This window comes from Vibrio mediterranei, from assembly GCF_013364395.1.
Lineage (GTDB): Bacteria > Pseudomonadota > Gammaproteobacteria > Enterobacterales > Vibrionaceae > Vibrio > Vibrio mediterranei.
Genome location: NZ_JABXGK010000008.1, coordinates 1766779 through 1793309, shown reverse-complemented (window position 1 = coordinate 1793309; position 26531 = coordinate 1766779). Strand labels below are relative to the sequence as shown.

Here is a 26531-nt window from a genome sequence, read left to right as displayed (position 1 = left end):
AACGGCAGTCTAAAACTGCTTTGTATTAAATCAATAACGAAAACATAAAAGGACCCTGGAATATGAATATGCAAACCAATGCCGCGACATTAGTGCAGGAAAACCAAGTCGATACGACATTTTTACAGTCCTTTAGTGATGCGTGGAATAACCACGATATCGAAGCCTTAATGTCATTTATGACCGATGATTGTGTGTTCCACACTGTTGCAGGTGATGGCTTGCTAGGAAACACCATTGAAGGGTACGAAGCGGTTCGCAATAGTTTTGAGTTGGTATGGCAAAACTTTCCAGATGCAGCTTGGAGCGACCCTGTGCACTTTGTTTGCGGCGATAGAGCAGTAACAGAATCTACATTCTCCGCAACTAACCCAGATGGCACTGTTATCGAAGCTCGTATGGTGGACGTTTTCACGCTACGTGAAGGGAAGATCAGTGTTAAGAACGCCTTTAGAAAAACTCGACCAGTAATCACTCCCAATAAGTAAACGCGGCAACCATTGTTCGTTCACGTGTTATGACTAGGAGAGTCGAATTATGAGTTTAGTAATGGAACAACCAGCAGTAGATGCTGTAGAAGCTAAAGCGAAAAGTACCCAAGCCAAAGATAAATACGACCCGAAATATGATCCTCTAAAAGACAAAACGCCAGGTCACGGTAAAGAGTATGCGCCAACATACTGGGTTGATACGGCAGGTGCACCACCAGAAGATGATGGGCCAATAATGTCCGATATGGACGTTGATGTTGCCATTATTGGTTCTGGATTTACTGGGCTGAGTACGGCTATACACCTTGCCGAAATGTACGGTATTAAAGCAACCGTTATTGAGGCGAATCGCTTAAGTTGGGGCTGCAGTACTCGAAATGGTGGTCAGGCTCAATGTGCTTCAGGGAGGCTAAAGCGCTCTCAGTGGATTGAACGCTGGGGTCTAGAAACGGCTTTGAAAATGCACCGCGAATGCGTTGATGGTATGAACACATTCAAAGAGTTAATCAAAGATATCGACTGCGACCCACAGCCTGGTGGTCACCTCTATGTGGCGCACCGACCCAAAATGATGCCAGGTTTAGAGAAAGAAGCAAAACTGCTGCGTGACACCTTCAATTACGATGCGCAAATTTTGGACGCTGAGACAGTAAAACGCGATTACGTCGGCGATCAAGAAGCCGCAGGTGCAATGCACGAGCCAGAAGGCATCGGCATTCACGCAGGTAAACTAGCGTTTGGCTACTTGAGAAAAGCACGAGCATTGGGTGTGAAAGTTCATCCGTCAAGCCCTGTTATGGGATGGGAAACTCGCGGAGGCGTGCACTACCTCAAAACACCAGGTGGTGTGGTAAAGGCTCGTTCAGTGGGGGTTTGCACTGGTGGCTACACTAGTCAAGGTCTGCACTCTGAGCTAAAAAACCGTTTGTTGCCAGTGCTGTCCAATTCAATGGTTACACGCCCTTTGACGCAACAGGAGATTGCCGCGTGTAATTTCAAAACCAATCAGGTGATTACAGATACGCGTGTTCTTCGTCATTACTATCGCTTGCTACCAGACAATCGAGTTCAGATAGGAACTCGCAGTGCCATTACAGGTAAAAATGCGCCAGAGAAGAAATATGAAGATATGTTGCGCGCCGATCTCACGCGTAAATTCCCAGCCCTAGATCAGATCAAAATCGATTACTCATGGTGGGGATGGGTGGATGTAAGCCACGATATGATGCCAAGGATCTATCAGCCCAATCCATCGCAATCCATATTCTACGCCTTAGGTTACGGCGGTAATGGTGTGATGTATTCCGCACAAGCCGGTAAACGTCTGGCTCAATGGATTGGCGGAGAAGGACACAAACTGGATTTACCCATATTTGAATCAAAACTTCCGTTTCCAAACGTGAGGGAAGTGGTGGAGTCAGAGATGTTTGCACCATTTCGACGAGTAGGACAGCGATTCCTTTATCAGTGGTATTCGCTAAAGGATGAGGTGCTGTGACACTCAAAATATGTTTCCAAAATAGGGAAATAATGACGACCAGGAAAGTTGTACCAGGTCACCTTGTGAGCAAAGTACAGAGCGGATGTCTGTACGATATTAAAGGTTAAGACTATGAAACTTATTAAGAACAAAATCATTGCGGGTATGACAATTGCGGCGACGGCAGTGTTCTCATATACGGCTGCGGCAGCAAATTTCAAAATGGCTATTGGCGATGCCGCTGGTGGAACGCAATGGGAGCTAGCCACAACGTTCTCCGAGCTAATGGAGAAAAAGACGGATGGCAAAGTAAAGATTGACCTATTTCCAAATGGACAATTGGGTAATGAACAAGACACCGTCAATGATGCGGCTATCGGTCTATTAGACTTCTCTGTTCTAGCTATAAACAACGTAACCCCATTTTCACCAACGGTTGGCCTACTTACCATGCCATATGTGATTCAAAGCCCTGAAGAAGCAGTGCTATTGACACAAGGCCAGGTTGGTCAGGAGTTGGTTGAAAACACCATTCGTGATGCAGGCGTTCGCATTGTAGGTTGGGCGTACTCAGGCTTTAGAGTCTTGACCAACTCGAAGAAACCAGTGGCTTCACCGGAAGATTTAAAAGGGTTGGTTATTCGTGTTCCTCGTAACGAAATCATGATCGCGTCTTATCAAGCATGGGGCGTAAACCCAACTCCAATGGCGTGGTCTGAGACTTTTACAGGTCTGCAACAGGGCGTGGTAGATGGTCAAGATAACCCATACATCACAGTGTATGCGATGAAATTTAATGAGGTACAAAAGTATGTCACTAATATTCGCTACATCTTCTCTCTTGAGCCGTTGATTGTCAGTGAAACTGTATTCCAGCAACAAACTCCAGAGATGCAAAAAACCATTCTGGAAGCAGGCCAAGAGGCGACAGAGCATAGCTTCGCTTACCTTGAGCAAACTGAGAGCAAGATTCGTAAAGACCTTGAAGACAAGGGCATGGTATTTACCGACCCTGCCAATGGTGAAAAAGAGTGGATCGAGAAAGTCACAACGTCTGTTTGGCCAAAATTCTACTCAAGCATCGGAGGTAAAGAGAAGCTAGACAACGTTCTTGAGCTACTGGGTAGACAATAACGATTAGTTACGCCCTATCTATTGGTGACCTGATAGATAGGGTTTTTGCATGGCTTTACTCGTTTATCTGTTCATACATATTGAGCGACTGGTTGTCATGTAAAAATCAACATTGGAGGTTATATGTCAGTCGCTAAAATAATTAGAAAACACCTAAACAACATTGAGGAGTACACCTGTTGTTTACTACTAGCGAGCTTTGTCTTACTGCTGTTCACGCAAATTTTATCTCGTCAGTTGTTTGACTATTCCATTCCCTGGGGTGATGAAGTCGCCACCTACATGTTTGTTTGGTTCGCTTATTTAGGTGCGGTGGTTGCCGCGAAAATGTCCGCTCATAACCGAGTAAGTTTCCACTTTAAGTTCTTTCCACCCATTGTTCAGACCATCAGTGAAACCATCGCAGATTTCTTATGGCTGCTGTTCAACGGTTACTTTGTTTACCTCAGTTACGACTTTGTTTTCAACAAAATGAATCTATTTTGGAAATCGCAAACGACTGGCATTCCAATGAAGTACTTCTACATGATTTTGCCGATAGCCTTTTCCCTAATGATGGTTCGAATCATTTGGAACAATTATGAGCGTTTATTCAAAGGGGCTCAAAATGAAGACCCCGAAGTAAAAGAGCTTCGCAAAATGACCGCTCAAAAGTCACTGCCATAGTCGTAACAGAGAGATGTAATTATGGAATCCTATTTAACTCTAATCTTATTTGGTGGCTTTTTAACGCTGTTAATCCTTGGCGCGCCAATTACCGTATCGCTCGCAGGTGCCTCCATGGCCGCGTATTTGATATTGGATAAAAACCCGATTGCACTTGTGCAAATTGCGTTTACCTCAGTGGGTAACTTCCCGTTGATGGCATTGCCATCGTTTGTACTGGCTGGTGCTTTGATGGAAGCTGCTGGTATCTCTAAACGCTTGGTGGACATTGCCGAAAGCTTAGCGGGGCCTGTAACCGGCGGCCTCGGAGCGGCAACCGTTATGGCGTGTCTATTCTTTGGTGCCATTTCTGGCTCTGGACCCGCAACCACTGCAGCAGTAGGTATGTTAATGGTACCGGCTATGGTGAAGCGTGATTATGAAAAAAGTTATGCTTCCGCGGTTACCGCGGCCTCCGGCGGACTTGGGATCATTATTCCACCGTCGATTCCGTTGGTCATCTTCGGTATCTCTGCAATGGGTTTGATGGCGCCGCCTGAGGCTATTGCTCAGCACGGCCAGTTTGCCTCGCTGTCGATTCCTAAACTGTTTGTCGCGGGCGTTATTCCTGGTTTGATCATGGCATCAACCTTGGTGTTCACCAATTACATGATTGCCAAAAAACAAGGCTATCAAGGGCTGACTGAAAACTGGTCATTTGGTGAGATTCGACACTCATTACGCCGAGGACTTTGGTCGATATTAGCGCCATTTTTGATTCTCGGTGGTATCTATAGCGGTATGTTTACTCCAACAGAGTCTGCGGTGGTTGCTATTTTCTACTCGCTATTTGTTGGTTTATTTATTCACCGCGAACTGTCATTCAAAAATATCCTTAAGTCCCTGTCGACGACAACATGGATTACTGGGCGCGTCCTATTGATCTTATTCGCGGCAACCGTGTTTGGTCGCTTACTGATTGAGCAAAAGATTCCAGTAGTGGTCGCCGAGTCATTGCTTGGCTTTACCGACAATATGTATCTCGTTTGGGCATTAACTATCATTTTATTGCTGTTTATCGGCATGTTTATGGAAACGTTAGCGGCAATCATGATTATCGTGCCTGTTCTGCTGCCTATTATGTACATGCTTGGCGCTGATCCAACTCACGTAGGTATTGTTGTGGTATGTACGTTATCGATAGGGTTTGCGACGCCACCTCTCGGGGAGAATATTTTTGTCGCCTCAGGGATAGGGGGGGCCACGGTGGAACAGATTACCGCGAAGATCCACCCATTTGTGCTGGCTTCGGTAATTGGCGTGTTTGTTATTGCCTTTTTCCCACAAATTACGCTTTGGCTTCCGTCATTAGTCGGCTATTAGGAGAGATATCCATGAACGTATTGAAACTGATGGTGATAGGCTGTGCCTTGTCCGGCATGTTAACGAGTTTTGTTGTAAGAGCTGAAAGCAGCACTGCCGTCAATGTCTTGGATATTACCGAGCCTCATGTCGCCAGTGACGCAGAAAAGCGTGCCAAAACCTTGTTGGCCAAAGCGGTGATACATGTACAAACCGAAGGGGATGAGAGTGTTAAAGATTTCATGAGTGACCCCGAATACATTGATGGAGAGCTCTATGTCTTTGCCTTAGGTATTGATGGCGAATTTCTCGCCAGTGGAGGTTCGTCCATGGTGTTGGTTGGTGACAGTGTGCTTGATACTCAAGATGTTTACGGTAAGCCGTTTTTCCGAGAGATGATCACGAAAGCGGTACATGATGGTTACGGTGAAGTGAAGTACAACTGGGCTAATCCTACCGACCGTATGGGGGAACCTAAAACTACGTTCTTTGAACGTGTAGGTGATGTAATAGTTGCTGTGGGCTATTACCCCGAGCGTTCCAGTGCAGCTGAGGCGAAACGATTACTGGCTAGGGCAATGAAAGCCATGGTGGAATCTGAGCAGAAAAGTATCGATGAGTTTAACGACACCGACGGTAGTTTCGTGGAGGGGGATTTATACGTATTTGTGATGGATATGAATTCGGGTAAGTTTCTTGCTCATGGTGCGTCTCCTGAATTAGTGGGCCGCTCACATGATGAGATCCTAAGCCCAGATAACAAACCTATTCTCACCGAATTACTGACTCTAGCTAAGGAAAATGGACGCGGCGTTTATACCTATAAATGGTTGAACCCTCAGTCGAACAAAGTTGAAACCAAACATACATACTACCGTGTGATCGACAATAAACTTGTCGCTGTGGGCTATTACGTTAAAACTGCTTCATCTTAATCACATCACCCCCTCTTCATCGCTATCAGCCGTGTTGTATTGGTTGGTAGCGAACCCTTTAAATTCCTCTTTTATATTCACATAAAGCACAATAGTGGAACAATTTGTTTCATATACATTGATTATATAGATCTGTGTCATGGTATTTAAAACAAATTATAACAATTACTGCATTTTATATTGATTGAATTCCATGAAGTTACTAACAATATAGATATGCTCAAAATATAACCAGTTAGAGGTCGCTTCATGTCACAGGAACGAACTGTTTCGAATGAAAAGGAAATGCAACTCATAGGAGAAGTGACGTGGTTGTTACTACAATCTCCCTTACACAGAGAATACCCCCTTCACGTCCTGGAGAGTCGCTTCCTTAACGCGATTCGACTGGGGCAATGCCGCATTTACTACGATAGCAAGGGTCCAATTGGGCTAGTGACTTGGGCTCAAGTGACTGAAGCCTGGCATCAAAAACTGATGGAACAGGATGAATGGCTACCTGAAGAAGAATGGAACCGAGGTAACTATTTATGGTTCATGGACTTCATTGCTCCATTTGGTAACTGCACATCTATTCGCCGTTCGCTCAGTGCTCAATTTCGACATAAAACAAAAGCATGGTGTCGCCGAATAGGTGATGAAAAGCGAGCGGATCGCGTGTTCTTGCACCGCAAAGGTCATTTAACGGATGAACAAGAAGGATATTTGAATTGATTGTACTCGATGAGATTTTTCATCGAGTGGTGACATCAATGTAAAGCAACCTAAAAGTAAGGGAGAAATATGGGTACTCGAAATTACCGAGGTGGCAATGGCGCGGATAGGCTCCATGCGGGTCACGCCACACACAAAAGCATCATCTCTGGCGGAGGTGGTAACGACGATTTGAATGCTGGACACACAACGTGGGAGTCGTGGATTTACGGGGGAGATGGCAACGATGTCATTGGTAACTACAACAAGGCCCTTAATCAAATCTACATCTGGGATGGCGCGGGAGATGACTACGTTAATGTCGGTGCTGTCAACGTAAACATCTATGCTAGTTCGGGCAATGATACCTATAAAGTGACGTCTGGTAGCAATGTGTATATTGAGCTAGGTACAGGTGAGAAGGATGTTACGGTTAACTACGTTGGTTCGAAGGCTACCTTAGTTGAAAAGGGTTATTGGTATGACCGCGATATTAATGTGAAGTCTGCCAACACCAGTGTCACGACTGGCTATGGTAACGATACGGTGTACGCCTTTGGTCTGTTCTCATGCAAAGTGGAAAGTTGGGGTGGCAACAATAACATCATCGCTGAAGGTGCCGGGGTTAACGTTAAGACAGGCAGTGGTCACGATACCATCACAAGCAGCGCTGTCTCTTCCTATATCCACAGTGGTGATGGCGATGATTGGATTGTATCAAAAGGCGCATCGGTCAAGGCTCATACTGGCTGGAATGGCAACAACTATGTTTATGCTGGAGGGGCTCACGCTGACATTTGGACTGGTAATGGGCACGATGAAATTGATGCGAGAGGCATTTACGCCAAGATCCGCACTGAAGGCGGTGATGACATAATCAACATCAATGCTGTGGGTGCCACGGTCAATGCCGGAAGTGGCAATAACGATTTATATATTCGCGCAGCAGGAGCCAATATCACCGCCGGAAATGGTAATGATTATGCCTATGTCGGGGCAGGTGTTGGGTTAGTGGACCTAGGACACGGTAACAATACGGTTGATTATCGAGCTGTGGGAGGCACGGTACGTGTTGGTAATGGCAATGACCGTATTAATGTTCGAGCCGTCGGTGTCAGTATGAATGTTGGAGAGGGTAATAACCACCTTGACGTTAGAGCCGCAGGCGCAAATATTACCGCAGGTAACGGCAACGATTATGCCTATGTTGGCGCGGCAGTAGGCCTGCTCAACTTAGGACATGGCAATAATACCGTTGATTTTCATGCGGTAGGTGGTGAAGTGCGTGTCGGTGATGGTAACGATCGTATTAACGTTCGAGCCGTTGGCGTCAATATTGATGTGAAAGGGGGCAATAACCATATTGATGTGAGAGCGGCAGGTGCTCGTATTACCGCAGGAAACGGCAACGATTACGCGTACGTTGGTGCGGGTGTAGGTTTGCTCAATCTTGGTCACGGTAACAACCATGTTGTCTTACATGCAGCTGGTGGCAACGTGTTTGTCGGTGATGGTGACGACCGCATTGAAGTGAAAGCGGTCGGCGTAAAAATAGACGCAAAGAATGGTGACAACTCGATTTTTGTCAGCGCAGCTGGAGCGGAGATCAGTAGTGGTAGTGGCAATGATGTCATTGAATCGCTGTCTATAGGTGGTCAGTCGATAGATTCAGGTAACGGTAATGACGCTATCAAAGCTTATGGTGGGGTTAACGTGGTCTCTGCGGGTTGGGGCAACAATACTATTGATGTTCGTGGTGGCCTTAATGTGGTTCAAGTGGCGCACGGAGACAACTCAATTTATACCGCTGGAGGTATGAATGTTGTGTTGTCAGGTCATGGCCAAAATAACATTGATGCCTTTGGTGGCGGAAATTTTGTCTTTACGGGTAATGGCAGAAACACCATTCACGCAGCGGGTGGTCTAAATATCGTCTTTGCTGGTGACGGTAAGAATATTATCCGTGCAGAGGGCGGCTTTAATATTATTGGTACCGGTAATGGCGGTGGTTCGGGGGCTTCTTCAGTCGGGCAAGTTGCGCATGGTGAAGTCGCAGGTAATGAAATCCGAGCTTATAGCTTCGGTAACTTTATTTTGTCCGGTGATGGCGACGACAAAATTCGAGCAGGTGGATTACTATCGATCGTGACCGAAGATGGTGATGACTTTGGCAAAGACACTGGTGTCGACCATCTAAAAAATCTCGCCAACGTTACCAGTGCTGGCAACATTGTGTTGGCTGGAGAAGGGAATAATGTTGTCAAAGCATATGGTGGCGGCAACTTAGTGCAAACGGGCTCAGGTAACGACCTTATTGTCGCCTTTGGTTACGCTAACCTGATTATTGCTGGTGATGGCACCAACGATATTACGACCTTGGGAATGTATAACATCATCTGGGGTGGTTCTGGCGACGATACCCTTTGCTCTATGGGTGATGCCAACATATTTATTGCAGGTGATGGCAATAACACTATGACGGCCATAGGCACCAATAATGTGTTCCTTGGTGCTGGTGGTAACGATGATGTAATGGTTGGCGGCGCCAATAACATCATGGTGATGGGGGGCGGCGACAATATTGCTATCGCAGTGGGCGCGAATAACTTCTTCCAAGGCGCGAGTGGTAACGATACCTTCGCCGGGTTAGGTAATCTCAATGCTATGCTCGCTGGCAATGGTGACAACTTCTTGCTGGGCGTGGGAGCTAAAAACTTATTCTGGTCTGGCGATGGTGACGATACGCTCATTGCGTTAGGTCAACTAAACGTGATGCTAGCCGGTGACGGTGAAAACAGCGTGATAGTGGCCGGAATGGACAATATCGTTTTGACTGGTAGTGATGATGATTCTGTTGCGGCGCTCGGTTCCAAGAACATTATTTCTACAGCATCAGGTAACGACACCATCTACGCGTTTGGTTACACCAACTTTGTTCACTCAGGTGGTGGTGACGATGTAGCTATTATGGGGGGCCGCTACAATGTGGCACTCACAGGGTGGGGTAATGACATTGTTGCTGCTGCAGGGCAACATAACATCATGCTTACCGAAGGTGGAGACGATGTCGTATTGACTATTGGTCAAAATAACGTCGTTATGTCTGGCAGTGGTAACGATGTTATTGCCGCATTCGGCAAAGAGAATTGGATCGCCGCAGGTGGTGGGGCCGATATTATTCTCGCTGTCGGTAAGCGCAATATGATAGCCGCGGACAATGAGATTACTTTTTCTACGGAAGAGATTACCGAGCTCAAAAAGGGCACTGGTAATATGTTCCAAGATAAGGATGAGAAAGGTGAGCGCAGTGGTGATCCCGTTGAAGGCAGCTTAGGTTCTGCAAGTTTTGAAGCAGAACTGCAAGCGACCGCTAACTTCAATGTCCTGTTCCCTGAACTAGACTTCTCTGATCCGAGTGTGCCTGATTGGAAAACCCCATCCTTCACTATTCCTCAATATGACTTTGAGATTCCACCTATTCCCGAGGTGAAGTCTGCGCCATCATACAAATACGGTTCTCTTGGCAACTATGGATTACCGGAAATTCATCTGCCTACTTTAAGTACTCCTGAAATTGAGATTCCAAGCATCACGCTTCCATCGCTATGCATGCCTTCATTGAGTGGCTTTGGTGTTGAAGTGGATAGGTTTGATCTCGAGCTCACTTATGAGTTGGATGTGAATTCAGGGATATTCAGCGGTATGGATTCGTTGATTGGTGATATTGCTGGCTATGAGTCGGGAGGCGGTCAGAGTCGCAACATTCTCAACTCTCAAGCGGAGTTTAAACCGAGAATCAACGACAACGGTGTTTTCCTCAATACCTACACACACCAGTCGGCAGATTTGGGCAATATCGACACCGCAACTAAAGCGGCTTCAGATAATTACTTTTTGTACGGAGATGAAGACACCCCAGCAGAAGCGGGAACCAATAATCATCTGATTAATGACACCTCTGTGGGAACTTGGAACACGCCGGACGACTTTGAGCTTCGTCATAAGGATGATATTACCCTCGGTGAATCCTCGGACTCTACAGCGGACAGTTCTGGCGATTCCGCACCTACTCCAGAATTTACTACGGTTCAACTGCCTACCTTATTGCTGCCTGAAATTAAAGTGCCAGAGTTCAATTTGAATGGTTTTGATTTATCGGGCTTTAGCTTGTTTGGAACGGCATTGAGTGGTCGTGAATTTTACGGTTTCCAAATCCCAGATTTTGAGATACCAGAGTTTGGCGTGCCAGATTTTAGCCTGGGCGATTATGTGGAAATGGACTCGTTGACGATACCATCTCAGACGGTGAATATCCCTGCGTTCTCCATTCCCAATGTGATTGGTATTGATTGGTCACAGAGGTTGCCATCGTTTAACCATGACTACTATCTCTTGCAACAAAATCAAGAAGGTGACTGGGGTGACTTGATGTTGGCGTTAGGAGATACCAACCGCATGATGGGCGGTCGTGGTGACGATGTAGCCATTGGTGTCGGACGCGAGAACGTAGTCTACACCGGACGTGGTAACGATATTGCGCTGATGGTTGGCGCGAAGAATATCTGGCGTGACGACTACGGCTCCAATGTGGCGCTCGCGATTGGTGCTGAAAATACCTTAGCTGGTGGCTTCGATAATGACGTGATGCTGGCGATTGGTAATGAGAACAACCTAGCTGGTGGCACTGGTGAGAACTTGATGGCAGCGATAGGTAACAAAAACACCATTAAAGGCGATACTGCACCCGGCCTTCCGGGGGTGACCTCGAAGAACGTCATTTTTGCTCTAGGCAATGAAAATACCGTGAAAGGTGGTTTCGCCGTAACAACCGCCGTTGTTGTGGGTCGTAAAAATAATGTCAGTACGACGTTTGAAAATGACTATGTGGTGTCCATAGGCGTGGAAAATACGGTCTCCTTACATAAAGGTAGTGACGTTGCTTTCGTGATGGGTATTGATAACAAAGTATATGGTGACTATGTCGATGAGTTTGGATCTGCAAGTGATGTGTTGTTTGCCGCAGGCGTGCGTAATCTAGTCGATGGTGGTGGAGGTAATGACGGTATATTTGTTGGTGGCCTGTTCAACCATGTTGTAGGTGGTAATGGTGATGACCTCATAGTTGCCATGGGCAGTAAGTCGGTTGTCAGCGGCGGTAGTGGTAATGATGTGATTGCTACTATTGGTGGTGCTAACACGGTGACCGCAGGTTTAGGTGATGACTTTGCGATTAACATGGGACTGGCCAATGTGGTGTCCATGGGAGATGGCAATGACACCGTATTTAATATCGGTTTAGCTGGTGTTAGCTCTGGTGGTGAAGGTAATGATGTCTTCCTCAACCTAGGTTGGGAGACCTTCGACTTACTAACCTCAAGCGGCGCAACAATCATCAATAATGTGTTAGGTGGTATTACCGACTTTATGGGTAACGTTGTTAGTACTTTTGGTGGTGATAAGCACGATAGTATCGCTTCTCTGTTCAGCTTTGATGATCAGTCTGTATCTTTAGGGAACTCAGGAAATGACGTGTTCGTGTCTGGATTCGGTAGTGCTCAAGTAACTGGTGGCGAAGGCAATGACAGCTATCGGTTTACATTGGGAAGCGGCCGTTTTGATATTTATGAGTCGGATATTGTGTCTGAAGTTGACTCGTTATTTATCAATAGCAACAACACTCAGAATGACCTGAATTTTACCTTGGATAACCTAGTTCTTTCTGAAGATCACTCTCAGCTCGATATTGTTTTTGGCAATGAGTCGCTTGGCGAAATTGGCTTAAACAACTGGGGCGATAACGACGTATTTGAAGTCGAAGGATTGTCCAGCCTAACCTTCGCACAGCTAAAACAGCACTGGGATAGTATGGATGCGTCGGCATCTGAACAGCTGCGTGGCTTTGCTGCTTTTGATTCAGTTGCAGCGTTAGAGGCAGGAGCTGAAGCAACGGTAGCTTGGTTACAAGACGGAGAGGCAAATAAGGTTGACTTTGGAGATGTAAACAACGAGCTGTCGAGCGTTGTGGAAACAATACTTGGCGACATGCACGATTCTAAATCGAAAATTGATAGCGCAGTAAGTCTTGCGTAATCGGGAGCCTGACTCAGTGATTGAGTCAGGCCTTTTTTTTCTAAATAAGGAAAGCAAAATCATGGCAGATCAACATTACATTGATGGTATTGAAAACGTCGCAATCATCGCGGGCAATATTCGCATGGATTTTTACACCTTTGCGGTGGATCCAGAGACTAGCGGTAAAGAGCCTCCAAAGGAGCATAACTTGCGATTGGTGATGTCTCCCGATGCGTTTTTACGAAGCTGGCAAACCCACACTCAGCTACTCGAAGAATTGAAAAGTAGAGGTTTGATTACTGAGAAGCCGGCCGAAGGTACAAGCAGCGACCAAGAGAAAACCACATTAGCGCCAAGTTTTAGCTAATTGAAAAATAGTAGGAATAGATATGAACACAGCATTGGAGGCGTACGTTCTTATCGCTAGGTATTATCAGGTTTATCACTCTGTCGATACTTTAAAGCGGGATCATGAAATCAAGGAAGATGACATGAGTTCGCTCGATTTAACGCTGCTGATTAATCAAACGGGGCTTAATGCCAAATGCGAAAAACTGCGTTGGCGACAACTATCGAAGTTGGGTGCTGCGTTCCCTGTGATTCTTAAATTGAAGCACGGTGACTTTGTTATCGCTGCTGGCGTGCAGTCTACGTCTGAAGGCAAACTAGAAGTTCTGATTCAAGATCCTAAGGCGGAATCAACAGAATTGTTGTCGGTTGATGAAGCTACCTTTCGTCGCTGTTGGAAAGGAGATGTGATTTTTGTTAGACCTCTCGGTGTGGATGTTGGCATCGAACAACCCTTCGGTTTTGGCTGGCTGTTCCACGAAGCACTTAAGCAGCCAAGCTTACTTTACACTATAGGAGCAGTGTCTCTTTTTCTGCATATCATCGCCTTTGTCGTGCCGTTATTTTCCATGATTGTTTTCGACAAGGTTATTGGCTATTCCGGCTACGCCACTTTACACGTGCTTTTCATCGCTGCTATTGCCGCTCTTGCAATCAGTGGTGTATTGGCGTTCATCCGCAATCTGATCGTTTTACACTCAGTGGCACGATTGGATATCGAAATAGCACACTTGACTTGCCGTAGGTTGTTTCGGCTACCGCTGGCTTTTTTCCACAAGGTGGCATCCGGCAAGCTCGCCAAGCAAGTTCAAGAAGCCAGTGGCATTCGTGAGTTTATCACTGGCAACCTATTGTTTACCCTGATTGAACTCACGTCAGTGGTGGTGTTGCTTCCTGTGATGTGGTTTTTCAGCCCTACGCTCACTTGGATTGTGGCTGGGTTTTGCTGCGTCATTATGATGGCATTATTCGCAATTCTTCGGCCTTATCGACGCCAGCTAGAGGCGCTTTATCTCTCGGAAGCAGAGCGACAATCCATAGTGGTTGAAAATGTGAAAGGCATGGAAACCATAAAAAGTATGGCGATAGAAAAACGTCAGCAACAAGAGTGGCTGGATGTAACGGCTGATGTAGTGTCTCGTCAGCACACCGTTGGCCGGTGGAGTGGTTACATCAATGAGATCAGTGGCTTTTTGCAAAAAGTTATGTCATTGGTGATCATTTGGCTTGGTGCTCAGTTGGTATTAGCTGGGGAGCTGACGATAGGTACTTTAATTGCCTTTAACATCATGGCGAGCCGTATTGCAGGGCCTTTGGTGCAACTCATTGGACTAACTAGCAAGTTTCAACAGATATCCATTAGTGTTGATATGCTAGGTCGAGTGCTTAATAGTCCTCCAGAGCGGGTGAGAGAAGGAGGAGTGACGTCGCCAATCAAGGGGGAAATCGCCATCAGTCAGTTGGGATTTCAGTATGCACCTGATTTACCTGCCGCGATTAATCAGCTCAGCGTACATATTCATCAAGGCCAGAAAATAGGCATTGTAGGCCCTAGTGGTTCAGGAAAGAGCACATTAACTCGCTTGCTACTCGGATTTTATCGACCGAATCAAGGCTCGATTCGTATTGATAATAATGAACTACGCGAATATGAACCGGGGTATCTTCGCTCCCAAATCGGCATTGTATTGCAAGACAGCTTCCTGTTTCGAGGGACGATAAAAGACAATATCGCTAAAGCCAACCCGAGCAAATCGTTGGAAGAGATCATCGATGTTGCCAGACTCACTGGCGCCGATAGTTTTATCGATAAACTCCCTATGGGTTACGACACGGTGTTGGAAGAAAATGGCAGCAATTTGTCGGGAGGTCAGCGGCAGCGACTCAACTTTGCGCGTGCGTTACTAAATAGCCCTCCAATATTGTTAATGGATGAAGCTACGAGTGCACTTGATGCCGACAGTGAGCAGCACATACTTAACAACCTTCATGCGCTTGCTCGTGGGCGAACGCTAATTAACATTTCTCATCGTTTATCTTCCATGGTTTACATGGACAAAATCCTTGTTCTCAAAGATGGTGAGCTAGTAGATTTTGCACCTCATCAGGAGCTGTTAGCACGATGCGATTTGTATCAGCAGTTGTGGCATAAACAGCATGCGTCCATTGAGCATAAGTCTGCACAACCTAGCTTCGAACAACCTGAGGAGATCGTGGCCTCATGAATATTAAGCACAAGGATGAGCTGTTAAACCATGCTCCCTTATGGCAACAAATTCGTCATTCTTACCCTAATCGGCTGGTTTCGCTTTCTGTTTGGGTGATTCTAGGTGCTTTATTTCTACTGATTATTTGGGCCAGTGTATCTAAGGTAAACACCTTTGTTGTTGCTAGTGGCCACGTTAAACCTATGGCACAAAATATAGTCATTCAAAGTCAAGCCGAGGGCGTTTTAGAGCAGTTTGTCATTCAAGTTGGCGACCAAGTAGCAAAAGGTGATCTTATTGCTGTTATCGATGGTCGAGCGATCGATTCGGATATTCACGTTACTCGATATCAAATGACGCGCCTTAAAGAACGCATTCGTCGCTTGGAGGCAGAGCTTGCCGAGACGCCTTACTTAATAGAAAACCCGCCTCGCTCAGCGCAGAAATTAGAAATGACTCTGTTTGACGCGAGAAAAGGGGCATACGGTGCCACTATTGCGGCCAAAAAAGAGACCTTGCTGTCGCTGGATGAACGAATCCAAAGCTTGCACCAAGAGCAATCGGTGGTCATCGAACAAATCAGTTTGCAAACGTCGCTGGTTAAAGAGAGGCGACGTTTATATGAGCAGGAAAAGGACAAGTACAGACGCACGGGACCAAAGCGAGAGGCATTTCTAGATTCTCAAAAACAACTCCTTGAACTGCAAAGAAAAAAGACGTCACTTCTCAGTGGCATTACCTCTCTGACTACTGAAGCAAAAACGACGCTTAGTGATCTCAAGCGCTACATCAGTCAGCACAAAGTGGACGTTTCCGATCAACTGGTTAGTGCTACGCGAGAGTACATTGCGTTGAAGCAGCAATTAGTGTCGGCGCAAAGTCAGCAGAGACTTTCAAAAATCCATGCCCCCATTGACGGTATTATCCTTAAAGTCGCAGATAAGACTTCGGGAACCTATGTGGCAACAAACGAATTCCTATATGAGATTGTGCCTATTAACACGCGAATGGAAATCGTGGTTGATTTGAATCCAGCCGATATTAACCAAGTTACATTGGGGGATGAGGTGACCATTAAGTTGGATTCGTTACCTTTTACCAAATACGGCACCATGCAAGGCAAGCTGCGCCAAGTAAGTGAGGATGTGTTAACTGACGATGTCTATGGGAAAGAAGGGTTAGCGTATCGAGGTTGGATTGATATCACTAGTGTTGATGGTATTCGAAATAAACCGGAGGAATTTCGATTACAGCCTGGTTTGTCGCTTGAGGCTAATATCCAAACCGACAAAAGAGCATTGATCTCGTACATTTTGTTCCCGATTGCGAGAGCGCTCGATGAGAGCTTTAGGGAGCCATAAATGAATAGATTATTGGTGGTAATGGTGGTGTTGCTTGCCGGGTGCTCAGTAACACCAGACAAAGTATCTGATGAACAAATAGAGTTGCGAGTACTGCAGCAACTTAACTGGATTCAAAACACGCAGATAGAAATTAACAAGCCTCTCACACTGTCGGATGCGGTGATTTTAGCGCTGAAAAATAATCTGGAGATTGAGCAAGCGAGATACAAGAATTTAATCGGTCAATCAGCGTTAAATAACGCCATGTTTGGCTTTTTACCCAAGCTAGATTCGAACTCCAATCGCTATGTGCGCAACAACGATGGTGGCGCAGTAGACGTACTTCCTCCTGCCCGAGACAAAAATTCGTCATCCACTACTATTTCTTGGTCCTCGTTAGATCTTGGTCAAGCATATTTACGCGCGCAGCAAGCTGGCAATGACCTGTTAATGGAACAGCAGCAACAAAGAAGGGTGATGAGCCGCATTGTTAGAGAAGTACTAAGTGCCTACCTAGTAGTTTCTGCCATGGAACAAGAAGTGTCGATCTCTCGCCAAACGCTGCAGACATTAGGTGAGATGTTAGACCAAGCAAAAGCGCTGGAGCAGACAGAGCTGGTTGACCCCTTAGTCCTATTGCAATATCAAGAGCAAATATTAAGCCTCGGGGTACAACTGCAAGATGTAGAGCAGGAATTTCTGAGCGCCAAGCAAGACCTCATGGTACTGATAAGTGCGCCAAGCCTAGATATTCCTCTTGAGCACAAAGGTGTCAACACGTTGGGGCTGAACATTGAGGATATTGCCCTTCCGGAGCTTGAACGATTCGCGCTCTATCATCGTTCTGACTTAATGGAGTCGATGTATCAAGTTCGCAACGCCGGTCTTGAGATCAAAAGAGCTTGGCTTGAGGCACTGCCAAATTTCTCAGTGGGTTATTCCAGTTACTACGACTCTGATCCTAACTTGCGTAATAATGAGTGGTTTCAGGTAGATTTAAATTTAGCGATTAAGGTGATCGAGTTGCTGACATTGCCTGCAAAACTGGACGAGTTGGAGCAGAAACAAGCATTAGAGAAGTTAACCTCGCTAGCCAATGCGGTAGCGATCATCGGGCAAGTTCGTGCGGCGAATATTGATTACCAATCAGATAGGCTGCGATTGCAGATTCAATCTCAACGCGAAAAAACGTTAGAGGAAATAGTGCAGCTTCGTTCAGATCGTTTGAGTTACGAGTTAATGGATGAACTAGAAGTGTACAAAGCCAAGGTACAGCTGATCATCGCAAGAGTGAAAAAGGCACAAGCACATAGTCAATATCAAAGCTCGACTCTCAAAATGTTGGAGCAAGTTGGTGTCGACCTATTTCCCACCACATCCAATGTAGCAAGCAATGAACAGTTCAAACAAACCGTCGAGGCATGGCTCGATGACCTGCCAGTTCGAGTTTCTGTAATGCTCACACAACACACTCCACCTCTTACTTAAACACCAAACAATAGGATGTAACTTCAAAGGCGAAATGTTCTTTTGAATTTGTGGCTAATTGAGTCACGGCCCTTTTTATTATTGAATAGAGCCAAGATAATTTTAAATCATTCGAATCTGAGATAAATATTTATCAGTAAGTTAAATAATCACATTCCATATATTATCTTTATTTTCAATGTATGCCGAATGACAATCGCGTTCCTATATGAGGGGTGTGTATGAAAAATAAACTATTAATAACAATGTTAGGCAGTGCGGTTAGTTTGGTTGGTTGTAATTATAGCGATGATGGGTACTTTGATGCCCATAACAATCAAGGTAGTCAACACTCTAATTCTCATACGGGGCGAGCGATAAATGAAAAGAGTTTCAGCACTCAATATGAAGTTAGCCCTACTCAACTTCCGCGAGTGGATATAACTCCACGAGATATCACACCAATTGCTACACCTGATACGTTCGCATTCTCCGAGATGAAAATAGAGCAAAAAGGCGTAGATGCTCTATTGACGAATAGCACTCCGCAGCCGGTAAATCGTTTTATAGCGCGGATAGGCGACGACCAGCGTCTTGTCACAATTGTTTTGGACCAAAAAATTCCAGCGTATAGCCAAGCGAGACTGACCTCCGGAACGACGACATTAGAACATATCAAGGTTGTGAACCAAATGCGACTGTTTACACCTGAAGTAACCATGAGCGGTGAAGATTGTTCTTTAAAGAGTCCTGGCCAGGCATGTTATGCCACGCCAACGAAAGAGCAAAGACAAGTTTATGAAACCATGCTAACGAATATGCATAATTCATTTAATCGTAAGAGCTTTTTAGACAACTTGAACAAATATTTCGCCACTCCAGAGGAATGTCAGAAATATGATTGTAAGTCATGGACAGACAAAAAACTTAGCTATTCAGAAATGGCATTTTTAAAGTATGGCTCTAAAGGCCATCGCCTATCAATGCGTGTGATGACCGCTCACTATGCTGCCCACGGTATGGGCGGAGGGACATCACCTGATATAACCAAAGCCTTGTCAAATAGGGGGGGATGGGCATCAGCTTGGTGGGAGGTAGTGGACCCAACGGTTGATTCTAATCGGCCTTATACGAATGAAGCTTACAATGTCATATGGCATGAAGTAGCTCATGCTTATGGTTTCAGTCATGAGTCTGGAATGACCTATGGTGCCCAAGCTTCATGGGCATGGAGTGCCATTACGGGAGATAAGTATGGGAAAGGCGAGTCTTATATGGAAACTCATGTTACAGAGCATGATAGAAAGAACGTAACCGAAATGAAGTTACCTTCCGTTCTTATAGAGAAAAAGACACTAGCAAAGAACGAAGTGATGCTAACCTTTTCTCGACCAGTAGGTGAAGATGAGGATGACACAATTGATGTGGACTTTTTATCTGCGTCTGAAGTAAGTTTTCAATCTTCGTATTCCAAAGGGACTAACTCAGTAGTGCTCAAGTTCTCCAAACTACCGGAGGCTCCTTTGTATGTTAGAGCGAAAGGTAAGGAAGATGATTATATGGGGACTATTCTTATACAGAAAGATGATCTTATACCTTCTAAGACATACCGAATTGGAGATACAAACTATAAGGTTCTGGCCGATGAACTTTTGAATTATAAAGCCAATGCCTGGGACATTCGAAATACATGTAAGAGTTATGGTGGAATTCTCGCAGAGAAGGCTGAGTATCAAAAGCTATGGGACTTCCTAGGGGCTCATCAGCTAATTGCAGAACTTCCCAAAAAAGTATTCTTATCTCGAGACGAGCCTCATGGGTATCGAGTTTGGCAATTGACTTTCGGTGATAACGCCATGGACGCAGTAGAGGTTCCTATGGGAGATCAATTAGGAGAGAGTCGAGGTATTGTTTGTTTGTCCAAACGATTCAATTAGGCTCAGGCACACACTCCAGCTTTTCTTAAACATCAACCACTACTTGGTAATCACTTCCACAATTTACCAGACTCAGGGTACGTAAGGTTCGTACCCTGAAAACCCATTCTGTCCCCAATACTTGTTATTCGATTTTGCGTTAAGGACTAAAGCCTGAATGGTTTCCACGCGACAGCCTAGCTGTTGTGCTAATTCAAAGACACTGCCCCGAATCACCTCAGAAGTAGAAGTGTTAATTAAGCAATGTTCTTGCTGGTAATGGTTTGATTGTAAATCCATACATGCTCTCCTCTACGTTTGTGGTTCTGGGCGTGAGATCTGACGTTACAAGCATTGGATCTCGCATGAGAAACTGTACAATTAACATACTATTAAATCATAAAAAATGAAACAAAATATTCCATTAAATTAAATATTGGCTTAGTTTGAGTGTGTTGATACGGTGTAGATTAAACTGTATCAGTAAGGACTTCATGAAAAAGCCCGAGTGTATGAACTATACGCTCGGGCTTTGTTTGTTGGCTGGCTTACTAATATCCCATCAACTGCAAGAGATTCTCAGCGGTGCTGATTGCTTCCTTGCGATTTGCGATATTGAGCTTCTGATACAAATTACGGATATGTGTTTTAATTGTTGTACCTGCGACGTCCAGCTCTTGAGCAATCTGCTCGTTACTGAACCCGGAATATATCAAACCAAGAACCTGCCATTCTCTTTGTGTTAGAGGGCTAGTGCGTACTAACTCAGGGATATTCGGGTGGTTGATTAACTTTTCCACAAACTCTTCGTTAAAGTGGACGGAACGGCTACGCTGCGTGGTATTGATGTCTTTCATCAATAGTTGTGCGCGATGACGCTCCAAATCCCCTAATTCAGACTTAGAGACCAGTTTCTCAAGCAGATGGCCGATGGTTGCACCGTCGACTAAGAAATTACCAATCATGCCAGTTTGGTTCGTTAAGACTAACGCTTCTTTTAGCAGAGCTTTGGCGGTCTCTTCATCCTGGTTTTGCACATTGAGTACCGCTTCCACAATCAGGTTGCGGTTGCGATCGGTCACTAACTGGTGGGCTTCTGCCTTGTCATTGAGATAGTTTAGAGTTTGCTGAGCTTGCTCGAACTGGCCTAGGTTGATTTGGGCACGAGCGATGTTTCGCCACTGAAGTTGCTCGAAGTGGTTACAAGCGTTGTCTGGTCGAATCGCAGTTTCTAGCCATTGTTCGATGGAGTCCACGTCACCGCGTGCTTGCCAGTAGAGGAGCAGCGATAATGAGGCGTTTGCGGTCCAATCAACATGGTAAGTTGACTGTTTCATCAGATGTTGGATCTGCTCAATGAACTTAGCGGCTTTATCGAGCTCCCCGCGACCAATTGCGATGCGTGCAATCATTGAGTAGCTATGAAGGTGCTTGCTCGGTGAATGGTTGCCAAGTACATCAAGCCCTTTATAAGCACACTCCTCAGCTTCATCCAATCGGTTCCAGCACCATAATACTTGCGCACGAACACGCAGTAAGAACTCATGCAATGGGACTTGATGTAGCTGCTGTTCTTCGATGAGTTTCAGTGCGCTATCCTGAATTTCGAACGCGGCTTGTACGTAGCCTTGTGCAATCAGAATTTCACTCTGCTGAAGCTGGGCCCACAGTGCTTGGTGATAGACATGGTACTGACGCGCGAGCTTTTCAGTCTGCTGCATCATCGACAAAGCACGGCTAAGCTGACCGATGACGTGATTCACTTCACCCACCACCGAAGTTGCCACGATACGGCTGCGATAAACAGAATGGTCGAGTTCACTCAATGCTTGCTCGGCAAGTTCAAGCGCTTTTTCTGGTGAGTTTTGGTTAATGGCAACTTGAGCTAGCAGCGCGTGGAATTCACCTTCTTGCTTCTTCGAGCGCTCAACGTTGCGCGTTTCCATTTCTTTGTCGGCTTTAGCAATCAGCTCGCCAACATCGTTGTAGCGGTGCTGACTTTGCGCCAACCACGCCTGCAACATACACAGCTTTGGCTGGCTATATAATTGGTCTTGGGTCAGGACCGCAATGGCTCCTTCCAGAGTCGCAAGCTCACCTTGGTTGAACATTTTCCAGCCAAACTCGCTTAAGATTTTTGCAACCAACTCACTGTTATTGGCCAGTTGAGCATGACGCAGTGCTTGGTGCGGCACTTTTTGCTCTAGCCAAGCTTCGGCTGCTGCCAAATGAAGCTCGTGTTCCTGCTGAGGAATACGCGCTTTGCGCTCATGGGATAAGAACTCGGCAAACAAATTGTGGAATCTAAACCAGTTATTTTCGCCCTCGAGCGGGTAGATAAATAGGCCGAATCGGTTAAGAGATTCAATCATGCTTAGTGCATCGTCGCGTTTGGTTAAGGCGATAACCAGACTGTCATTGAAGTGATCGAGTACTGAACACTGCATCAAGAACTTGCGGGTATCTTTGTCTAACAGGTCAAACACTTCCTCAACCAAATAGTCCCAAAGGTGTGCATGGTTGAATTGAGAAATAGTCTCGACCGATTGGGCAAGAGTACGTTTTTGGTGCTGTGCTTGTAGTGCAAATAACTGCAATGCAGATGGCCAGCCTTCAACGTAAGTACGCAATGAATCGGCGGTCTCATTATCGATATCGCTAGCGAGTCGTTGGCTAAAGAAACGCGTGGTCTCTTCGGTATCAAAAGCGAGTAGCTCGTTGCCAATCTCAATCATTAAGTCGCGCACACGGAGGTTTGCTGTGCCTAAAGGAGGGTTGCCTCGACTGGTAACCACGAGAGTAACATTATCTGGCATGTGCTTAAGGAAAAAGCGCATCGCTTCGTGAATCTCTTCGTCAGTGATTAAATGGTAGTCATCAAGGACGATATAGCACTCGTTATGATAGCTTGTCAGTTCTGCAAACACTTCACTAAACAGGGAGTGGAGTGAAGAGAATTGACGACGCTCTGCCAAGGTTTGTGCATTTGGACACGTGTTATTCGTGGCTTTGTTGATGGCCTGCAATAGGTAGTTGACGAAGCGGAACGGGTCGTTGTCACTTTCATCGATGCTGTACCAGCCAACGTTTGGTTTATCTGATAGCCATTGAGCTGCCATCGTTGTTTTGCCGTAACCGGCGGGCGAGCGAAAAAGTACAAGCTTATAAAATGGAGCCTGTGCTAGCAGGTCCAATACTCGTGGACGCACAATCGCGTTATGTAAGCGTCCAGGTCGAGTTAGTTTTGAAGGAATCCACATAGATATTTCCTACCAATTTATTATGTTCTACTCCGTCGGGGAGTAGGGAGCGAGTCACCAAAGCTTTTTATTGCACGTTCGATGGTATGAGAGAGTGAGCTCTACATTTATTGATCGAGGGCTATATTTTGATTTTTAAGCTTTTTTCACAGCTACTACGCCTTATAAATGTGATTGATGTCACTTTTACTGCTTGGTGTGGAGTGTGAATGGCCTGTCATGTATACAAAAAAAACCTGTGATTTGCGGCTTTTTTCGAGGCTAATTGTGATCTGAACAGCAGAATTTGTATTTAGTCCGATAAGGGATAGCAAATGTTTCTTAATTAACGCTTAGAGTGAAATGTGAGCTTGGCGTGATCGTTATCACCAGAAAAAACAGAATGGTTAACCGGAATGGGAGATCGATCACTAAGTGGAGGGGAGTACGCCCTCTACGCCCTCCTCACTCATCCTCCATGGAGTCGGAACTAGGAGGATGTTTATGGAAACGTCACCATGCACGATATGGGACAGATGGATAAAAACTTAAAGTGAGATTTCTTAATGAAACCTACTCAGCAAAAACAATTTGATAAAGCTTCTTTCCAAGAAAGTGTTAAAAAGCACCTGTCTGCTACCTATGCAACGACTGTCGAGGCTGCTTCTGAGCGCCAATGGTATCTAGCGATGGGTCGAGCGTTAGCGGAATTAACTACGTTTGACCTTCTTGCCACTGAAGCGGACGAGCGCATCAAAAAAGCAAAAAGTGTTAACTACCTATCTCTTGAGTTCTTGATTGGTCGTTTGACAGGTAACAACCTGATCAGCATGGGCTTGTATGAGCAAATCACTGAAGCAATGGCTGAGCTAGGTCATAATCTTACCGACCTTCTTGAAGAAGAGCGCGACCCATCACTTGGTAACGGTGGTCTTGGTCGTCTAGCGGCGTGTTTCATGGATTCATGTGCTGCTCAAGAATACCCAACGGTAGGCTACGGTCTGCACTATGAATACGGCCTATTTAAGCAGTCATTCAAAGATGGCCGTCAACAAGAAGCACCAGACGCATGGCGTGGTGTAGAAGGTTATCCATGGGAAGTGGCGCGTCCAGAACTTGCGCAAGAAATTGGCTTTTACGGTCACGTTGAAGTTGTCAACGAGAACGGTAAAGAAGTTCGTAAATGGGTTCCTGGCATGACAGTAAAAGCGATGCCTTGGGATCTACCTATCGTAGGTTACGAGTCAGACACAGTGTACCCATTACGCCTTTGGGAATGCCAAGCCATTGCACCATTCTCATTGGCAAGCTTCAACAATGGTGATTACTTCGAAGCACAGCACGCGCTAATTGACGCGGGTAACATCACTAAGGTTCTATACCCGAACGACAACCATGAAAAAGGTAAGACTCTGCGTCTAATGCAGCAGTACTTCCACTCAGCAGCGTCAGTGCGCGATATCCTGCGTCGTCATGAAGCAGCGGGTTACACGCTAGCGTCTCTACCTAAGCAAGAAACTATTCAGCTTAACGATACGCACCCAACGATCGCAATTCCTGAACTAATGCGCATCCTCCTTGATGAAAAAGGCATGAGTTGGGATGACGCGTGGGCGATTTCTTCTAAGACATTCGCATACACAAACCACACACTACTTCCAGAAGCTCTAGAGACATGGCCTGAGTCGCTAATCCAGCGTCTACTTCCGCGTCACATGGAAATCATCTTTGAAATCAACCACCGCTTCTTGCAAGAAGTACGTGCAATGTGGCCTGGTGATGGTGAGAAGCAAGCGAAACTGTCTATCATCCAAGAAGGCTTCCATCGTATGGTTCGTATGGCGAACCTATGTGTTATTGGTTCATACGCGGTTAACGGTGTAGCTGCACTTCACTCTCAATTGGTTAAGAAAGACCTATTCCCAGAGTTCGATGCAATGTACCCAACGCGTCTGCATAACGTGACTAACGGTATTACGCCTCGTCGTTGGTTGAAGTTCTGTAACCCTGGTCTATCTGCTCTGATTACTGACAAGATCGGCGACGAGTGGCCTGCGAAACTGGAACAGCTTGAAGGCATCGCTAAGTTTGCTGATGACGCTAAATTCCAGAAGGAATATATGGCTGTTAAGAAGCAAAACAAACAGCGCCTTGCGGATTGGGTTTCTGAGAACATGGGTATCGAGCTAGATACTAACGCTATCTTTGATGTTCAAATTAAACGTTTACACGAGTACAAGCGTCAGCACCTTGACCTTCTACACGTACTAGCGCTTTACCACCGCCTACTGAAAGATCCTTCTTTCGACATGGTTCCACGCGTTGTGTTCTTCGCAGCGAAAGCAGCGCCAGGTTACCACCTAGCGAAAGAAATCATCTTTGCAATCAACAAGATTGCTGAGAAAGTGAATAATGACCCACGTATTGGCGGTAAGCTGAAAGTGGTATTCATCCCTGATTACCGAGTAAGCATGGCTGAGATCATCATCCCAGCAGCAGATGTGTCTCAACAAATCTCTATGGCAGGTAAAGAGGCATCGGGTACAGGTAACATGAAGATGGCTCTAAATGGTGCTCTAACTATCGGTACGATGGATGGTGCGAACGTTGAGATTCGTGAAGAAGTAGGCGACGAAAATATCTACATCTTCGGCCTAGATGTTGACGGTGTTAAAGAAGTGAAGGCGGCGGGCTATAACCCTTACGACTACTACAACGCGGATCCTCTACTAAAAGCATCTCTAGACCTACTTCTAGGTGATGAGTTTACTCCAGGTCAACCAGGTCTACTGCGTGCTACCTACGATAGCCTACTAGATGGCGGTGACCCTTACCTATGTCTTGCTGATTTTGCTTCTTATGTTGAAGCACACGAAGCGATGGACGCGCAATACCGTGACCAAGCGGGCTGGGCTAAGAAAGCGATTCTGAACACTGCTCTAGTTGGTAAGTTCAGCTCTGACCGAAGCATCAGAGACTACGTGAATAACATTTGGAAACTAGAAGCAGTTTCTCGTTAATCACGATGACCAAGGTGCTCAGAGAGTGCCTTGGTCGCTTTAATTGCTTCATCTCTGTTTTAGCGTCATCCCTGCGCGGGCAGGGATCTTCTAACAGCGATAATGAATACTTTGAGTAGATTTCTGCCTGCGTAAATGCGCGATGAGCAGGAATGACGTAAATAGACTGTCGAGCGGCA

Annotated in this window: 16 protein-coding genes; 14 read left to right on the top strand and 2 right to left on the bottom strand. The window is 45.7% G+C overall.

Translation table 11 applies throughout. The annotated features are described in order from the left end of the window. Window positions 1–62: 62 nt before the first annotated feature. The 13 genes from HOP38_RS25070 to HOP38_RS25010 all read left to right on the top strand — a co-directional run bounded on the left by HOP38_RS25070 (window position 63) and on the right by HOP38_RS25010 (window position 20114). The gene (locus HOP38_RS25070; protein ID WP_006069824.1) at window positions 63–488 is read left to right on the top strand and encodes a nuclear transport factor 2 family protein; all 426 of its coding nucleotides are present in this window, start codon (window positions 63–65) and stop codon (window positions 486–488) included. A 49-nt stretch (window positions 489–537) separates the two neighbouring features. After that, entirely contained in the window at window positions 538–1989 is a 1452-nt protein-coding gene (locus tag HOP38_RS25065; protein WP_006069825.1) for an NAD(P)/FAD-dependent oxidoreductase, read from the top strand. Window positions 1990–2103: 114 nt separating this feature from the next. Then, the gene (locus HOP38_RS25060; protein ID WP_006069826.1) at window positions 2104–3105 is read left to right on the top strand and encodes a TRAP transporter substrate-binding protein; all 1002 of its coding nucleotides are present in this window, start codon (window positions 2104–2106) and stop codon (window positions 3103–3105) included. Window positions 3106–3228: 123 nt separating this feature from the next. Next, the gene (locus HOP38_RS25055) at window positions 3229–3771 is read left to right on the top strand and encodes a TRAP transporter small permease (RefSeq protein ID WP_006069827.1); all 543 of its coding nucleotides are present in this window, start codon (window positions 3229–3231) and stop codon (window positions 3769–3771) included. 21 nt (window positions 3772–3792) lie between these two features. Beyond that, window positions 3793–5133 (top strand): TRAP transporter large permease, encoded by a 1341-nt coding sequence (locus tag HOP38_RS25050; protein WP_006069828.1) that lies wholly within the window; start codon window positions 3793–3795, stop codon window positions 5131–5133. 11 nt (window positions 5134–5144) lie between these two features. Further along, window positions 5145–6047, top strand: coding sequence for a cache domain-containing protein (locus HOP38_RS25045; RefSeq protein ID WP_062456322.1), 903 nt, complete (start codon window positions 5145–5147; stop codon window positions 6045–6047). 249 nt (window positions 6048–6296) lie between these two features. Beyond that, complete coding sequence (locus HOP38_RS25040; protein ID WP_164491483.1) at window positions 6297–6761, top strand: toxin-activating lysine-acyltransferase; 465 nt, start codon at window positions 6297–6299, stop codon at window positions 6759–6761. Between the two features lie 69 nt (window positions 6762–6830). After that, window positions 6831–12830, top strand: a complete 6000-nt coding sequence (locus HOP38_RS25035) for a hypothetical protein (protein WP_198559264.1) — start codon at window positions 6831–6833, stop codon at window positions 12828–12830. A 61-nt stretch (window positions 12831–12891) separates the two neighbouring features. Then, complete coding sequence (locus HOP38_RS25030) at window positions 12892–13179, top strand: hypothetical protein (RefSeq protein WP_031493268.1); 288 nt, start codon at window positions 12892–12894, stop codon at window positions 13177–13179. Window positions 13180–13201: 22 nt separating this feature from the next. Continuing rightward, window positions 13202–15385, top strand: a complete 2184-nt coding sequence (locus HOP38_RS25025) for a peptidase domain-containing ABC transporter (RefSeq protein ID WP_198559263.1) — start codon at window positions 13202–13204, stop codon at window positions 15383–15385. Continuing rightward, entirely contained in the window at window positions 15382–16728 is a 1347-nt protein-coding gene (locus tag HOP38_RS25020; protein WP_198559262.1) for an HlyD family type I secretion periplasmic adaptor subunit, read from the top strand. Before HOP38_RS25025 ends, HOP38_RS25020 begins: the two co-directional genes overlap by 4 nt. Then, entirely contained in the window at window positions 16729–18198 is a 1470-nt protein-coding gene (locus HOP38_RS25015) for a TolC family protein (RefSeq protein WP_198559261.1), read from the top strand. A gap of 221 nt (window positions 18199–18419) precedes the next feature. Continuing rightward, window positions 18420–20114 carry a hypothetical protein gene (locus HOP38_RS25010; protein ID WP_198559260.1) on the top strand — a complete coding sequence of 565 codons (1695 nt, stop codon included), beginning with the start codon at window positions 18420–18422 and terminating at the stop codon, window positions 20112–20114. 72 nt (window positions 20115–20186) lie between these two features. Here the strand turns inward: HOP38_RS25010 and HOP38_RS25005 are convergent, their stop codons facing one another. Together HOP38_RS25005 and malT are read right to left on the bottom strand one after the other, a co-directional pair. Next, window positions 20187–20393: a hypothetical protein gene (locus tag HOP38_RS25005; RefSeq protein ID WP_038227536.1), complete on the bottom strand. Its 207-nt coding sequence runs from the start codon at window positions 20391–20393 to the stop codon at window positions 20187–20189. Between the two features lie 251 nt (window positions 20394–20644). Then, on the bottom strand, window positions 20645–23353 hold the full coding sequence (malT, locus tag HOP38_RS25000; protein WP_038227535.1) for an HTH-type transcriptional regulator MalT: 2709 nt from the start codon (window positions 23351–23353) through the stop codon (window positions 20645–20647). Between the two features lie 545 nt (window positions 23354–23898). Between malT and HOP38_RS24995 the strand changes: the two genes are divergently transcribed. Then, window positions 23899–26352: a glycogen/starch/alpha-glucan phosphorylase gene (locus HOP38_RS24995; RefSeq protein ID WP_006069832.1), complete on the top strand. Its 2454-nt coding sequence runs from the start codon at window positions 23899–23901 to the stop codon at window positions 26350–26352. Window positions 26353–26531 lie beyond the last annotated feature (179 nt).